Below are 15235 nucleotides of genomic sequence, written 5' to 3'. Positions count from 1 at the left end.
CACATTACCGACCTAGTGGTTCGCTTTAATCCAATCCCATAGGCCCAAAGAAAAATCTTCAAAAAGGTTAATGCCAAGCCAGCTCTTTAAAATATATAGCAACATCAACCCCAGCAATAACGACATACACAAAAATATGAATACAACGGCAGCCATCATAATTCTGCCAATGCGACTCTCCGCTCTAGAAAGGTCCCGTTTGTCCCTGCCAGCTAATAATACGAAGTAAAAGCGACTTGATAACAGAGAGAAGGTGCCCCGTATATCTACTTTGTGGTTTCCCCATTGCCTTCCCGCTAGTGCCGTATTTAAGTGAGCCAACTGTTCCTCACTAAAAGAGTCAGCCACTTTTTTTGGCATGCGTTCAAGCATGTGCTGTAAATTCGGTTCTTCTCTCGCTGGACGTTTAATTTTAAGTACCACGGTTGGTCTCTCTAACACACTAAAACGGAAATAAGGTAGATAACAGCAGCAACCGAACTCGCTATTTTGTCATGGTATGTCTACCCATTGAGATATCTCTGCTTAGGGCACCAAGTGCCAAAAGCACCACAAATATTGCGGTATTGGCGGGCGCTTGAAGCGGGAAATCTACACTACTGTGAAGCGCCATACCAATGATTGCCATTACACTAGCAAAGGCCGCGCCTCTTGGCAGCGGATGTCGGCGATTACGCATGGCGCTGAGTGCGTTTTTCATACAAAGCACTACGAATAGAGCTAATAGAAATGCACCTACCACACCAAACTCGATGATGAATTGAAGATATTCGTTATGGGCATGGTCATAAAAATGTTGGATGGTTTCGTTTTGAACTTGTGGATAAACAGTATAAAACGTGCCGCCCCCGGTTCCTAGTACACCATAGTGACCAATGAGCGGTAACGCATCCACAATTACTTCATCTCTGCTTTCTTGTGTTAGATCAGTTTGTTCTAGGCGCTGTTGAACCTGCTTCAGACCAAATAAGCTGCTAACAATCAAAACGTCGATCACCAACATGCTTATGAACAATAATACATAACTTTTCTGGCGCGGTTTAAAGTAGAGCAAACCGAGCGTTGCAGTAATGGTCATTGCAATAAAAAACGCGCTGTTCCCCATTCTAGAACGGGACATAACCAACGCAATAACCATAATGATAATACCAATACGAAATAACACTTTGTTACTTAACCAGAAACTTACTATTCGGCGTAGACGTTCACGATGAGTGCCACTTGAGTGACTGCGAAGACTTGCAATCATGTAACCTATCGCAGCGCTAAGGCATAGCATTAAAAAGTTGGCATAGTGATTTTTATAAATAAAACTACCGGTAGCAATGTGGGAAACGGGGTGTTTAAAAATTAAACTGTATTGAATGCCCGAAAGCACTTCCACCGAGCCGTAGATAGCTTGAAAAATACCCGCTGCACTTAACACAACGAGCGTATATTTTATACGCTTACCTGAGTTAATAAGGGTTAACGAGGTGAAAAACAAAAAGCAATATGCTAGTGATTTAAAAAAAGTCATATCGCTTTGGCCAACATCAAAGCTTAGTGGGAGCCATTCAGCACTGGTGTTTTGTCTAATATCCTCGCCCAACAAGTAACTTAAACGTTCAGGACGGACGGCTTCTACAAGCCAGTAGGGCAGTGGGACAATAGTAAGAAGTTGCCAACACAGAAACCCAAGCCATAAAAAAACGAACAGTTTATATTTGAGGTAAAGTGATGGAAAAAGAGATGAGTGTGTAATGACTAAAATGCCGCCAATGAAAAAAAGCGACATTTGCATTAGAGCCCAAGCCCATGGGCGATTAGCACCAAGCGAAAGGGGTAACCAAAATAACGTAAACAAAAGAAAACCGAAAAGAAACTTTTCGGCTTTCTGGAAACTATGCATAAACAGCTACATCGTTAACTAATTGAATATAAGCGGGTATTAATTCAGTTTGCTGAAACTGTTGTATCGCCACCACCTGCACCCGCAGCGCCAGTGCCTACACCTAATGGAGAAACTGTATTTCCGGCTCCACCCGCCGCAGTAGCGGTAAGTGTACTAGGGTCGACGCCCGCATTAATAACCGCAAGCAGCGCATCTTCTTCACTGATCACCTGCATTTGTAAAGCGATGTCATAAATTTCATTCGCGTTTTCTGGAAACATGAGTATAGCAATTGTAACCACCTCAGATGGTTGATCAGGAAGCTGAGCGAAACCTGCAATAGCCAACTCAAAACCCGTGGCATTATCGTTCAATAATGCAACAAGCGATTGGAACGCTTCTTGGTTTGATGATAAGTAATCTAGCCCACTCGGATCAAAAAATAACGCCTCAGATAACACTGTTTGGCTTGTTTCAGTAGCCGCAGTTTCTATTTCAGTGCCGTTTTCTATTTCACTGACTAAAAGACTTCTAACCTGCAAACCCGGCACTATACCTTCTTGTGCGTAAGACAAGGGAGCAAAGGCGACTAAAGCAACAAACAATAAAGACAAAATAACATTGCTACGCATAACTCATCCTTCTATTAAAAACATCGGGCTAGCATCTCGCTGGCACCATATTTCGCTATTGTACAACAAGTGAGCGTGGAAGATCTCGCTTTTGTTGTGCGTCTTTTTAAATCTCTTAATTAAAACTGCCATAGCTTGGGTTTTGCAAAATAGAACCCCTGTTGAAAGTTCACGTTTAACTTCGTTAAAGCGACAGATTCCGCTTCATTCTCAACAAGTTCTGCAATAATACTAATGCCTAACCCGCGCGCTATACTTAATAGGCTACTCACAAACAGTTGGCTATCTTGGTCGGTGTGAATATCTTTAGTAAGTTTGCCGGAAATTTTTACAAAATGGGGTTGTATAGCCCTTAATCCTGCGAGTGATGCAAGATTGTCACCAAAATGCTCTATAGTTATTCGGCAACCCAATTTAATTAACGTTTTGCAAAAAGAAATTGCGTCGTCTTTATGATGAATAAGCGCCGAGTCTTCAATTTCAAACACCAAATGAGTGCGTAGCGCTTCATGTTGGTTCAACAGTCCTATAAGCCATTGCCTGAATGAGGCGCTGGCTAAGGAAGCATTTGCAATATTAATAGCTATGTTGCGCGGGTCTTTTTGAAGTTTGAGAAGGACAAGTTTAATAACAAGCTTATCAACTTCAGGAATCAAATTTAGCCTTTCTGACGCTGGTATGAGTTGCGACATGGGTATCGCATTTCCGCTCTCTTTATCTTTAAAACGGCCAAAAGCTTCAAAATAAGAGGGCGAATTGCTTTCGATACTGACAACCGGTTGAATAAGAATGTCAGCGTACTGTTGCGCTAAAATTTGATTTAGTTGCTCTTTCCATGCGGTATTGCTGTGAATATGTGCCAGTTCAGATGCGAATTGCCAACCGCTTGACTGTTTTGTCGCGGCCATCAGTGCACTATCAGCGTTTTCCATTATTTCTGAAAAAGACTGTTCATCATTAAATTGCGTCACGCCCATCCAAACCGCTTTGCTACCATCTTTAAGAGGGTTGCAGCGGCTAAGTACCTGATTTAACCTTGCTATATGCGTTTCGCATTCAATTTTAGTCATGGCTTCGGTAACCAAGGCAAAATCGGCGCCCGATATTCGAAATAAATAGGCCGACTCTTCAATCTTATCAATAAACGCCTTAAGTTCATCGGCGACGGTATTTACATAAAGGTCTCCATCTTGTGCGCCCAACGTGGTGTTTACAATGTTTAATTGTGCCAGTCGAATGATCACCACATATCCTTCATCTGATGTGGCCGTTTTGCTTAACAATGCGTTCATATGCCGCGTGAAAGCATTTCTGTTTTGTACACCAGTAAGGCTATCTTCATAGGCCTGAACTCTAAAATGCTCGGCTTTTTGGGTTAACTCTTTAAACATGGTTTCAACAGACGAAGACAGCCTGTTTACGGCCTGGGTTATAAAGGAAAGTTCTTTCGTAAAAGGCGTGTAGTTAATGTGAGAAAACTTTTGGTTTTGAATGTCTTCAATTTTATTAACCACAATGCGTAGAGGTTTCGTTATTGCAGTAATAATAAAAAGTAATGCGATGTACGCAAAAACGAAGGCAGCAAAAAACATAAACGCGCTTTGCTTAACACTCTCCCATAAGGTTTCATTGGCAAGCCCAGGGTGACTTTGAACGGCGAGTTCGCCGGCCATCGTCCAGCCATCGTTTAGTTCGGTTTTTTCAATAGGGGGAGTAACTTCAACGATGTTGGTAAACCAGCTAGGCACAGCATCGACCGTTTTAGGATTGCGCCGCTCAATGAGTAAGTTGCCTTCCATGTCTGTAATAGTGATGTACTGATAGAAGCCCCTGTCAAATATGGCATTTACCATAGTTTCGGCCACAATTAGCCCACTTTCATCTGCGAGATACGGGGTAATGGATAGCCCCAGAGATGTGGCTGTATCTTGCGCGTGTGTGGCAAGCTGCTCGTTTACATACTCTCTGGTTAGCTTCACGTTTATAATGAACGAACCGGCAAATACCAGTATTAAAAAAACGAGTAAGCTTGTACTTAGTTGGGTAGATAGTCTCATTATTCTTCTTTATCTCCGTACATAACGCGGTCTAGCCGCTCTACCATGTCATCCCACATTTTCATTGGGCCGCCAGTTCTTAATTTACGGCCAGTTCCCATTGCTTTCGCAGCCCACAAACCGCTTCCGTTAAAGCTATAAATGGGTGACAAATCTCTTCTTTTATTAGCAGGCAAAATGCGCCTATTTATATTATCTAAAACCAGTGGAATAGAGGTTGGGGTTTCATAATACGCCAATACCATATGAGGTTGGCGTAATTCTAATGCTGTGACATACATTAAACGTAATTGAGCTTCAGGAATGCCAAGTTCAATTAAAGAGAAGTATTTCGCTATGGTGTAATCTTCACAGTCGCCGGCACCGGTGGAAATAAACTCAATCGGCGTTGCCCAATAATCTTTTTGCTGCCAATGAACAAGGTCGTCTACAAAATCAAAGCGGTTGAAGAAACGGTTTATCTGATAAAGCTTTTCATCTAACTCTTCGCTTTGTAGTTCATTAATGAGTTGTCGCCATTTGGCTACATTTTCTTTGGCCTCATTACCATAAACTGAATTAATGCGGGCATAAACCTGTTCGGTGAATACGGTTTTTTGTTGCGCAATAGGCGATGTAATCGCCAATAAAGTACAAACTACAACAACGGCTGTCCGAACAGCGGTTATTGCGCTGCGTGCAGTGAACAGAGCGTTAAAAAAAGAGCATGAACGTTTCTTTTGGTGCAAACCGTAGGTACTTTATGCAATAGATTAAGGCAAGTGTAAAAAATCTTTCACTACTATGCGATATCATAGCTTGCCTACCGATAACACAATGATGGCAAACTTATTAGTAACTTGAAAGGCATTTCAAATGGCAAAACGGCTTTTTATCATGAAATGATCTTATTGGCATAATTTATGTTTGGTTTGTTTTTAACTAGGTTTTAAGCATATAAATACAAGGCGCGGGTTATGAAGTTGTGCGCCGTCTGGTATCATTGCCAAGCTTTGTAGTAATTTTACAACGAAAAGGAACTTTCATGGAGTACTCAGCGCGTCCAGCGGTGTTTATCATTAATTCACTTGAAGGCGGTGGCGCTGAACGAGTAATGGTTAAGCTATTAACCATAATGCAATCGTACTTTGTTGCTAAAAGTGTTCCTGTACATCTTATTCTTCTTGATAACCTTCCAGAATCACAGGTTTGCCCTGAATATGTGAACAAAATAGTACTGAATTCAGAAGGCAGCTTAGTTTCGGGCTACAAACAGTTAAAACCAGTTTTAGCAGAACTAAACCCTAAATATTGCTTCAGCTTCTTAACAAGAAGCAACTTCTTAAACGTTACCTTGGCTAAACGGCTAAAATTTAAAGCCATAATTAGCGAACGGGTTAACACCACAAGCCACCTTTCAGGAGGGCTTAAAGACGGGGTAAGCCGGTTATTAGTTAAATTACTTTACAACAAAGCTGACAGCGTTGTAGCCGTTTCTGAAGGTGTAAAAGCCGACCTTATCGATAACTATGCAGTATCAAGAGATAAAATTTCGGTGCTGTATAACCCGTATGATATTGAGCAGCTTCAGGCTCAGGCATCGGAAAGTATGTCGGATCTACCAGTAAAGCCCTACATTATTGGGGTAGGGCGCTTAGTCAAAAATAAAAATTTTTCTTTACTGCTTAACGCCTATGCTAAAGCAAATATAGCAGAGGATTTGGTGATACTGGGCGTAGGTGATGAAGAGGCGAACCTTAGGGCACAAGCTAAAGAACTTGGAATTGAAAACAAAACGCAGTTTCTTGGTTTTAAAGCAAACCCATACCCTTATTTAAGCAATGCCGAATACTTTGTAAGTACGTCGAACGCTGAAGGGTTCCCTAATGCCATTGTTGAAGCCATGTGTTTAGAAAAAGCAGTAATAGCAACTAACTGTGAATCGGGCCCCGCTGAAATTATTGCGGAAAAATACCCCTACAAAGTAACTGGTGCGAGTAAGGAAAAAAACGGTATTCTTTGCGAGTTGAATAATGCAGAAGGTGTTGCCAGTGCGCTGAACTCATTTAGTGACCAGGTTATTCGGGTTTCTTACGCTGCAAAAAGTAAACGCTGCGCTGAGCAATTTTCTTACGCTGCCTTTCAACAAAAAGTAATAGCCATTATTGAAAAGGTTAGTGAATAGACATGTTTGAAGGGTTAAAGGTAGTTGTTGGCCTAATAAGTTTTATTATGGTGTATCGCACCATAACAGGGAACTGCAATAAGTACCTAGCGTTTGCTATTTGTGCTATATGGTTGCGGTTCTTTTTATCGGCGTTTCATACTATTACATACCCTTCATTGGTTGCGGGTTTTTCGATAAATGCTTTGGGAAGTATTGGCGTAGCTGGCTTAGGTTTGCTACTTATTCCCACGTCTGCTTTTTTACTCAAAAAATATTTCCCGTTTTTTCTGTTTTGTCTTTGTATCGCTATTAGTGGCTTTGTAAATATGAAAATACCAGGCACAATTAATGTGTTGGTGAAATGGTGTTATTTTTTGGTACTTGCCAGTTCGCTCGTAATATCAATTAGGTTACAGGGACAAAATACAACATTGAAAAAGCTGCTTGTGGCTTTTACAATGCCAGTTGCGTTACAAGTTCTCTCTATAGCTTTAGGGCAAGTAAAAGCAACTGAAGCAGACGGTTCTGCTAGTTATATCGGTGGGTATAACCATGAAGCCGCTTTTTCTATGGTAATTGTAAGTTTTATTTTTGTAATAGGGCTCATTAATAGAGGAACTTTGTCTTTCAGAACGGCTTTGTTCAGCCTTTCGTTATTACTATTAATTTTAGTAAACTATAGAACATCTATTCTCACCATAATCCCTATAGCAGCAGTCTTTTATTTCACGCTAGCCGAACAACGCCTAGAGCCTTCCCAAAAAGCACCAGTGATGATGGTTATTGCTATCATATTATGTTTTGTGTTTATCGCATTGTCTGTTTCGATGCGTGAGAGGTTTTCTGACATAGGACTTTTATTGGGTAACTTAGACTTGATGTTAAAAGCCCCAATATACTTCTCAGACTCTGAGCGCGATATTATGTCATCCCGAGTTTATATATGGAGCCAATACATTGATGCTTTCCGTAATGCCGAGTTACTTAACCAACTACTAGGGTTTGGCCCTGATTCTTGGAAAGGACGTTTCAATTTATACGCTCATAATACTTTTGTTTCGTATCTCTACGAGTACGGCGTACTTGGTTTTGTAAGTTTCATTTTTGTCTGCATAACTATCCTCATAAATGCACTCAAGCTATCAGACAAAAAGTTGTCGAAAGTTATTGCGTTATCATTCGTTGGTTTTTTAGCAATGAATATGGCGACTATGCCACTGTGGAATATCGAAGGGCTTATATTCTTTTCAATCTTAAATGCTGTTCTTATTGGTTATAAGAAGAAACCCAAACATTGCAGGTATTCTTCAGGTAAACGGGAATTACTTTATGCGAATTGAGAGTAAATCGGATTATAGAATGTTTCTAAATGAAGATTTGAAATCACTAAATATAAAACCTTCACTGAAAAACAAATTGACCCATGACATCTGGTCTTTTCAAAAATGTTTGAGAAAGTTGGAGTACTTTTTAAATTGCAAGAATGGACTACTAAGCAAAGTTTATATTGCTTATTTACGACTCAAAGTTCGAAGAAAAGGAAGAAAGTTAGGTTTTTCAATACCTCCAAATGTCTTTGGGCCAGGCTTATCAATTGCACATGCTGGCACTATTGTTGTTAACTCGAACGCACAAATTGGCAAAAATTGTAGAATTCATGTCTGTGTAAATATTGGTGCGGATGTAAGAGACGGAATGAAAGCGCCTAAAATAGGTAACGACTGCTATATAGGTCCGGGTGCGAAAATATATGGTGGTATTGAACTAGGCGATAATATCGGCATTGGAGCAAATGCTGTCGTTAACAAGAGTTTTTCAGGGAATGTAACGATTGCGGGAATGCCAGCGAAAGTGATTAGTGATAATGGCCCAAAAAGCTATAGGGATATCAAATAAATGAAAATAGCAGTTGTAGGACTTAGAGGTATTCCAAATATCATGGGGGGGATAGAGTCTCATTGTCAGCAAATTTATCCTAGGATTGCGAACGAAGGAGTTGAAATCACCGTTATTGGCCGTAGCCCTTACTTGGAAAAGCGGAAAACTGAGTACAAAGGTGTTTCAATTGTTGGTTTGTGGGCAATCCAAAATAAATTTTTAGAGACCTTTCTTCATACGTTCATTGCCATTATTTACTCAGCCATATTTATCCGCCCTGACGTACTTCATGTTCATGCAATTGGGCCAGCGATTTTTACACCTTTTGCACGCTTACTCGGCTTGAAAGTGGTAGTAACCCACCACGGGGCTGATTATGATCGTCAAAAGTGGAATGCATTAGCTAAGTTTATTCTCAAAACCGGAGAGAAAATGGCGTGCCACTTTGCAAATAAAGTTATTGTAGTTGGTCGCTCTCTAACATTAGAACTTCAAAACAAATTTCCGAAAAGAAAGAACAACATTATTTTTATTCCAAATGGAACGCTTGCTAATTTTGGTTTTGATTGTGTAAAAAGTGATCTTCCTAAAGATATTTCTGTTTCATCTGACGGTTATGCTTTAGCTGTTGCTAGGCTGGTTCCTGAAAAAGGACTACACGATCTAATTAAAGCCTTCAATCACTCAGAAGCTCCTTATAAGCTTGTTATTGTAGGAGATGCGGACCATGACGATGAATATTCACGGCAAATAAAGAAAGAAGCTAGTGAGAATGTAGTAATCGCTGGTCGACGCAGTGGTATTGAGCTTCAAAGCTTATACAAGTTTGCAAAAGTTTTTGTCTTGCCTAGTTATCACGAAGGACATCCAATAGTGGCGCTTGAAGCGATAAGTGCAGGTACAAAAGTGATTTTATCTGATATCCAGCCGAATTTAGACATAGCACTTCAGACAGATTGCTATTTCAAAGTTGGTGATGTCGACTCTTTAACTAGAAAACTAAACAACCTCGATAAATTAAATTTACACGTTGAGCAATCTGAATTCCTTGCTAGATATGATTGGAATGCAATTGCGATAGAAACAAAGAATCAGTACGCAAGTGTTCTTGGCTTGGTACATGGAGACAATGGCACGGTATGATGGTAGGTCAAAAATTAAGTGTAATTTATATACTTTCAGAGAAGTCGTCTGGTTCTAGTTTCCTTTTTCGTAGCTTAACGGATGCTATGAAAATAAAAGCTTACCCAGCTACAAAACATTTCGAGTCAGAGACACTTTATTGGACTAAAGCAGCTTCAGTTTTACAGTTACCACAACTAAAAATGCTCGCCAGTTCTGTGCCTTATACCGCCACAAGAGCAAGAGCTGAGATTGTAGAATTTTTAGAACAGAATTTAGGTTTTTTACCGCCCCATGACGATGACAGGGAATTAATATTTCGAGGTTGGTTTGAAATAATAAAGAAATTTGGTCCATCGTTTATCGAAAAATCGCCGCACCACTTATTGCAGAAAAGTGCACTACGGCTTATGAAAGAATTTGAACTAGAATATAAAGACGTTTTAAATTGCCATTACGTCTGTATAGTTCGTAACCCCAAAGATGTTTTCCTTTCACAATTTAGACGATGGAACGTAAAACCAGTGGAACTTGAGAATCAATGGATCATAAATTACATGAATTGGTTTTCTTTCTCTTCAAGTTCACCTGAAAACTGTACCTTACTGAAGTACGAAGATTTAGTGTTGAATCAGTCAGAGATTACCAGCCGAATATGTAGCACTTTAGGTGTTGAGTCGCAAACGACTTTTAAAGAGAGTTCTAGAAAAAGTAAGGCATCCAAACAATCTTCATTTTTTGGTCACTCCTTTTCAGAATCCATTTATCATTTAGCTTTTTTGTTAGGCTACAATAAGCAAGATATAGCTGGTCAGTCAAATTTAAAATGGTCGATTTACCATAAATATATTCGTTTTATTTACTCGCCAGCCAAACGATTATATACGTCATTGAGAGGGATCTAATCATGGAATTCAGTGTTGTTATTACAACTTACAATAGACCTGATTACTTAGAGCTTTCACTAAAAAGCGTATTAGAACAGCAAGTTCAACCAAAAGAAATTATTATTGTCGATGACAATTCTTCGAAAAGCTACGCAAGCGTGTTGTCTAAATTTGATGACATCAGGATAAGATATATTAAACAGCCTTTATCCGGCGGTGCAAATGTAGCCAGAAATAGAGGAATTCATGAGTCAAATGGCGATGTTATAGCCTTTTTAGATGACGACGATATTTGGTTGCCTGAATATCTCGCTCATCATCGCGAAAAATATCTTAGTGGTGCGGAAGCAGTAGTTTCTGGTTTCAAGCACTTAGGTAATGAATCTAAAGTAAAAGTAAACAAAGATAGCAAGATTACTAAATCTTCGCTTGTAAGAGGAAATCACTATTGTGGAATGAGTGGCTTCAGTGCAAAGAGGGAATTGCTTTTAGAAATGCCTTTTGATGAAGCGCTTAATAATGGCCAAGACTGGGATATGTATGTTCGGCTATATGAGCGAAATACTTCCTTTGTTAACATCAACATTCCTATATTTCTCTATAGGTTTCAAAATGAAGATGGTATCGGTGCTAAAGTTCGCAAGATGAAACCAAGTGATATTGAAAAACGCTTGGGGTCTGCAAAAAAACACAAAGACTTTTTGGGTGATTATTGGTTTAAAAAGCGCATTTGTGAGCAGGTTTTATTTTCGCTAAAACATAAGAATTCAAAGGTCGCCTGGATCAAAAAAGCAATTGAGATTGCTGGATACAGAGCAACATTGATGTTTTTCTTAAGCGGCGTTAAAAGGAAGTTATCCACTAGATTGGAAACTTTCTGAAAGTTATTTTTACAGCTGAAATCCAACTTTAGGAAACGAAAATCGTCATGATATCAGATATCGCTATATCTGTGATTGTTCCAGTATGGAACGATAGCTATCGAGTGTTGAAGTGTATTGATGCTTTGAAAAGTCAAACTCTACCGAAAGAAAAATTTGAAATTATCGTTGTAGATAATGGTTCGCAAGACAATACCTTTGAGGTGCTGCAACAATTAGAGGGGATTACCGTGCTTCAAGAGTGCACTCCGGGATCCTATGCAGCTAGAAATAAAGCCATATCGGTAGCAAATGGCGCTATTCTAGCTTTCACTGATTCCGACTGCCTACCAGAAAAAACGTGGCTTGAAAACTTAGTATCGTGTATAAATTCTGACGAGAATATAGGTATCGTAGCGGGTGAAATAAAGTTTTTCGAAGCCGAAAATGATGATGTCGAGCGCGAAGCTCTAGCTTTTGAATCGATGTTTTCTATGAATCAAAAAAAATATGCCGAAAAAGGGCTTTGTATCACTGCAAATTGGTGTTCTAAAAAAAGTGTGTTAGAAGCGCATTCAGGTTTTAGGACGGACTTAAAGTCGGGTGGTGATCACGATATGTCTAGAAGAATCGTAGACAGTGGATTAAAAGTAAAATATTGTGAAGAAGCCAAGGTATATCACCCTGCAAGAAACAAACAAGAATTGCTCAAAAAAAGGCGTCGTGTCATCGGTGGTTCATGGGATAAAAGCAACGGAAAATTTAAAACCTTCACTTTACTAAAAAATTCGTCCAAGTTGTTTTTAAAACGTTTGTTTAAAGCGATTTCAATATCAAATTATTCTGTTTATGAAAAAGTACTAATTATCAAAATGCTATTTTTAATTTTAGGGGTTTCTATTTCTGAAGTTTTGAAGCTCACTTTAGGAAAAGAAAGTTCTAGAAGTTGATTGATAATGTACCTGGATATTATTCTAAATAAAATTAGGTAGTTTAAAAATGAGAAAGCTAATTCTTCATATAGGTCTACATAAAACAGGAACGACTGCAATCCAAAAGCACCTAATTTCAGTTGAGAATGAGTTAAACCATAAAGGTTGGTATTTATTTCGCGAAAGAAAAGATGGTAAACAATCAAATGTTGGTAACATTAATACTTGGATCGAATTTGAAGGCAGCGGAGAGGATTTTCTCGCTGTCGTGGACGATGGCCTCTATGACACGTTAGAAAGAACTTCTGGTAACATTATTGCTTCTTGTGAAGAAATGAGTTGGTTGAATGACAAACAAGTAAAACAGTTAAAGCAACGCCTGTGTGAAATATTTTCAGATATTAAGATAATTTGCTACGTTAGAAAACAAGATGAACATTTTCTTTCGCACTATAAACAAGGGTTTCGATACCCACATTCTAGCGCCCGTATGTTCTATTCTTTTTCTGACCCTCTAACCCCGGTTTGGCAAAATTATTATAGAAAGTACCTAGATTATTTTGAAAAGGCTGAGTCATGGGCTTCGAGCTTTGGTGCTTGTAATGTCATCTTTAAGGAATTTAATAGAGCGAAGTTGCATGACGGTAATTCTGCTGTCGATTTTTTGAAGGTATTAGGCTTTAGCGACGATAACAGTTTTTCTTCAGTTGAAAGAAAAAAGGTCAATGAGGCTCTCAGTTTTCATCATTGCATAATTAATCATGCAGTGTTCGAAACGAGGTCTGAACTTTGGTATGAACTAGGCGGACAGAGTTTCACTCAGCAGTTACCGCTGGACCATGTGCTAGGAAACAAGGAAGCTTCTTTTAATGAACTAAAGCTAGAAATAAAGAAACAATTTGCTCAATCAAACCTGTTACTTAAAAAATATATTTCAGACTTGAGTGATGACTGGTTAGTTGAAGAGGACGGTATATCTCAAAGTTTTCCTAAAGTTGAGCCCAACCAAAGCGCTTTCTACAAAGAAAGCCTGATATCACTGATGTCGTATTTTGACGAATTGAGTTTGCTCGACTTTTTGAAATTCAAATTGAGAAAGATTAAAAATCAGAATGGTTTCAAAATCAGAAAACGTTAAATCATAATTTTTTTAAAAAAAAGTATTCTTTAACTCATTAAAAGCTTTAGGTTGTATTGATATCGTTGCAGCCCCATAAAAAATAGCTCCAATAACACATTGCGTCAAAAGCATATAATTCTCTTTTACGTAATCACTTAAGTAGCTTTCACCTGCAAGCATAGCAATTACCATTGCGATGCTTGCTACCGAAGGGAAACTCAAAGCGAGCAGAAACTTGGTATAAGTAATTTCCAAAATTCTAAACGCATTCCACCAAGTGATCATTGCTGATAGTAAATAAGCAGTAAAATATCCAATAAATAGTCCTTCAATTCCAAACTGTATCCCAATCAAGAACCCTATAATTTGGAGTGGTTGGTTTATGATGTTTATTTTGAATTGGAGTTTCGACATTCCTAACGCTAAATATATAGAACCTGTAATGGTTGCTATTGACATGACTAAGCCTATCAAGCAAAAAAAGCTTAAATAAACACCCATGTCACGCCATGCCTCGCCATATATCACTACAACAAAATCTTCAGCAACTACCATTAAACCAAGCATGAGGGGAAAAGTTATAAATGAAATACTTCTTACAACTTTTAGGTAAACTGAAGCTACCTTTTGTTTGTCATTTTGCATTTTGCTCATTACTGGAAACATCACGTTAGCCAATACACGAGAAATATTATTTATCGGGAACAACATTAATTGATAAGCCCTAGTATAAAGGCCTAGAGATGCAGAATCTAAGAATTTACCAACTACAAGCTTATCAGATTGCACAGCGGTCTGCCTTAAGCACTGGGTTAAAAAAACGTAAACTGAAAACGAAAATAGCGGTTTGAAATTGGCCGAATAAAATTTTAACCTAATGGGCAATCTTGAAAAACGTAAAATAATCAATAACCGTAATAACGCTAGAATTACTTGTTGCGCCACCAAACTCCAATAACCGAAATCCAAATAAGCCAGTGCAATAGCAGATACCATCGCAACAACTGATGAAACCATTTCAGCCATTGAGATGAGCTTATGGTTTATTTCACGAGAAAGCTTTGCCTTAGGAACGCTTGTTAAAGAATTAAATACAAAAACAAGCGAGAGGTACTTAGCAATTAATGCGATTTTTTCTTGGTGATAAAAATTTGCTAGATTTTCAGAACAAAAGTACAGGAGAGATGCAACTGTAAATCCCAACAAGAGACTAAAACTCATTGCTGTACTGTAGTCGCGAGGGGTAGGGTCATTGTCTTTCTGTATAATTGCAGAAGATAGCCCAAAGTCACTAAATACTTGAGCAAGAGCGACAAAAACAAGCACCATAGCCACTAAGCCAAAGTCTTCAGGAGTCAGTAATCTTGCTAGTATAATACCAACCGTAAAATTAAAGGCTTGAGTCGCTACTTGTAACGCACTAGTCCATTTTAATGCACTTACCGCACTGTTATTTTTTGATTTATCCATTTGCTTGTATCTATCGTAAGTAAGAAGCTTTAAGAGGGGAATGCTTCAAATCAAAGTAAATTCTATATTTTCGTAGAAGTTTATTCTGAGAGTATTAGTAAGCATCGAGTTAACAAGTAATAAGGTAAATTAAAAACCGTTTCATTCTATGTTACAGGACTGGCCCAACAAATAGAAACCAAAAGGTGTATGTTTGATAGAATAGTTGTCAAAATATTTTACATCTACTCATGTTGCTTGGCGTGAAGTGAATTTAAT

The 15235-nt window shown here is 38.7% G+C and carries 14 protein-coding genes; 8 read left to right on the top strand and 6 right to left on the bottom strand.

The genetic code is table 11. The features are described from left to right. Nucleotides 1–12: 12 nt before the first annotated feature. The 5 genes from GVO63_RS10185 to GVO63_RS10165 all read right to left on the bottom strand — a co-directional run bounded on the left by GVO63_RS10185 (nucleotide 13) and on the right by GVO63_RS10165 (nucleotide 5182). Nucleotides 13–423, bottom strand: a complete 411-nt coding sequence (locus GVO63_RS10185; RefSeq protein ID WP_159579620.1) for a 3-phosphoshikimate 1-carboxyvinyltransferase — start codon at nucleotides 421–423, stop codon at nucleotides 13–15. A gap of 61 nt (nucleotides 424–484) precedes the next feature. Next, nucleotides 485–1891 carry an O-antigen ligase gene (locus GVO63_RS10180; protein WP_159579618.1) on the bottom strand — a complete coding sequence of 469 codons (1407 nt, stop codon included), beginning with the start codon at nucleotides 1889–1891 and terminating at the stop codon, nucleotides 485–487. A 44-nt stretch (nucleotides 1892–1935) separates the two neighbouring features. After that, complete coding sequence (locus tag GVO63_RS10175) at nucleotides 1936–2505, bottom strand: hypothetical protein (protein WP_159579616.1); 570 nt, start codon at nucleotides 2503–2505, stop codon at nucleotides 1936–1938. Nucleotides 2506–2624: 119 nt separating this feature from the next. Then, nucleotides 2625–4562, bottom strand: coding sequence for an EAL domain-containing protein (locus GVO63_RS10170; protein ID WP_159579614.1), 1938 nt, complete (start codon nucleotides 4560–4562; stop codon nucleotides 2625–2627). Further along, a complete protein-coding gene (locus tag GVO63_RS10165; RefSeq protein WP_308469299.1) occupies nucleotides 4562–5182 on the bottom strand; it encodes a transglutaminase-like cysteine peptidase in 621 nt (206 codons plus the stop codon). The genes GVO63_RS10170 and GVO63_RS10165 overlap by 1 nt, the downstream gene beginning before the upstream one ends. Before the next feature lie 404 nt (nucleotides 5183–5586). On the opposite strand from GVO63_RS10165, the gene GVO63_RS10160 reads away from it, so the two are divergent. From GVO63_RS10160 to GVO63_RS10125, 8 genes are read left to right on the top strand one after another with little or no spacing between them, the layout of a single operon-like run. Further along, entirely contained in the window at nucleotides 5587–6726 is a 1140-nt protein-coding gene (locus GVO63_RS10160; protein WP_159579610.1) for a glycosyltransferase, read from the top strand. 2 nt (nucleotides 6727–6728) lie between these two features. Next, nucleotides 6729–8048 carry an O-antigen ligase gene (locus GVO63_RS10155; RefSeq protein WP_159579608.1) on the top strand — a complete coding sequence of 440 codons (1320 nt, stop codon included), beginning with the start codon at nucleotides 6729–6731 and terminating at the stop codon, nucleotides 8046–8048. Then, nucleotides 8038–8604: a serine O-acetyltransferase gene (locus GVO63_RS10150; protein WP_159579606.1), complete on the top strand. Its 567-nt coding sequence runs from the start codon at nucleotides 8038–8040 to the stop codon at nucleotides 8602–8604. Before GVO63_RS10155 ends, GVO63_RS10150 begins: the two co-directional genes overlap by 11 nt. Beyond that, nucleotides 8605–9729 carry a glycosyltransferase family 4 protein gene (locus GVO63_RS10145; protein WP_159579604.1) on the top strand — a complete coding sequence of 375 codons (1125 nt, stop codon included), beginning with the start codon at nucleotides 8605–8607 and terminating at the stop codon, nucleotides 9727–9729. Further along, nucleotides 9726–10613 (top strand): sulfotransferase domain-containing protein, encoded by an 888-nt coding sequence (locus GVO63_RS10140; RefSeq protein WP_159579602.1) that lies wholly within the window; start codon nucleotides 9726–9728, stop codon nucleotides 10611–10613. The genes GVO63_RS10145 and GVO63_RS10140 overlap by 4 nt, the downstream gene beginning before the upstream one ends. Before the next feature lie 2 nt (nucleotides 10614–10615). After that, nucleotides 10616–11476: a glycosyltransferase family 2 protein gene (locus tag GVO63_RS10135; protein ID WP_159579600.1), complete on the top strand. Its 861-nt coding sequence runs from the start codon at nucleotides 10616–10618 to the stop codon at nucleotides 11474–11476. Between the two features lie 47 nt (nucleotides 11477–11523). Continuing rightward, nucleotides 11524–12405: a glycosyltransferase family 2 protein gene (locus GVO63_RS10130; RefSeq protein ID WP_159579598.1), complete on the top strand. Its 882-nt coding sequence runs from the start codon at nucleotides 11524–11526 to the stop codon at nucleotides 12403–12405. 49 nt (nucleotides 12406–12454) lie between these two features. Continuing rightward, complete coding sequence (locus GVO63_RS10125; protein WP_159579596.1) at nucleotides 12455–13525, top strand: hypothetical protein; 1071 nt, start codon at nucleotides 12455–12457, stop codon at nucleotides 13523–13525. A gap of 12 nt (nucleotides 13526–13537) precedes the next feature. Here the strand turns inward: GVO63_RS10125 and GVO63_RS10120 are convergent, their stop codons facing one another. After that, on the bottom strand, nucleotides 13538–14977 hold the full coding sequence (locus GVO63_RS10120; protein ID WP_159579594.1) for a lipopolysaccharide biosynthesis protein: 1440 nt from the start codon (nucleotides 14975–14977) through the stop codon (nucleotides 13538–13540). Nucleotides 14978–15235: the final 258 nt, after the last annotated feature.

The sequence above is a fragment of the Alteromonas sp. KUL106 genome (genome assembly GCF_009811415.1).
GTDB lineage: Bacteria > Pseudomonadota > Gammaproteobacteria > Enterobacterales > Alteromonadaceae > Alteromonas.
This window is presented reverse-complemented; position numbering and strand designations above follow the sequence as displayed.

Coding starts and splice junctions, on each gene's coding strand:
- GVO63_RS10135 (WP_159579600.1), top strand. CDS start 10,616: ATGGAATTCAGTGTTGTTATTACAACTTACAATAGACCTGATTACTTA.
- GVO63_RS10175 (WP_159579616.1), bottom strand. CDS start 2,505: ATGCGTAGCAATGTTATTTTGTCTTTATTGTTTGTTGCTTTAGTCGCC.
- GVO63_RS10170 (WP_159579614.1), bottom strand. CDS start 4,562: ATGAGACTATCTACCCAACTAAGTACAAGCTTACTCGTTTTTTTAATA.
- GVO63_RS10160 (WP_159579610.1), top strand. CDS start 5,587: ATGGAGTACTCAGCGCGTCCAGCGGTGTTTATCATTAATTCACTTGAA.
- GVO63_RS10125 (WP_159579596.1), top strand. CDS start 12,455: ATGAGAAAGCTAATTCTTCATATAGGTCTACATAAAACAGGAACGACT.
- GVO63_RS10145 (WP_159579604.1), top strand. CDS start 8,605: ATGAAAATAGCAGTTGTAGGACTTAGAGGTATTCCAAATATCATGGGG.
- GVO63_RS10155 (WP_159579608.1), top strand. CDS start 6,729: ATGTTTGAAGGGTTAAAGGTAGTTGTTGGCCTAATAAGTTTTATTATG.
- GVO63_RS10180 (WP_159579618.1), bottom strand. CDS start 1,891: ATGCATAGTTTCCAGAAAGCCGAAAAGTTTCTTTTCGGTTTTCTTTTG.
- GVO63_RS10120 (WP_159579594.1), bottom strand. CDS start 14,977: ATGGATAAATCAAAAAATAACAGTGCGGTAAGTGCATTAAAATGGACT.
- GVO63_RS10140 (WP_159579602.1), top strand. CDS start 9,726: ATGATGGTAGGTCAAAAATTAAGTGTAATTTATATACTTTCAGAGAAG.
- GVO63_RS10150 (WP_159579606.1), top strand. CDS start 8,038: ATGCGAATTGAGAGTAAATCGGATTATAGAATGTTTCTAAATGAAGAT.
- GVO63_RS10130 (WP_159579598.1), top strand. CDS start 11,524: ATGATATCAGATATCGCTATATCTGTGATTGTTCCAGTATGGAACGAT.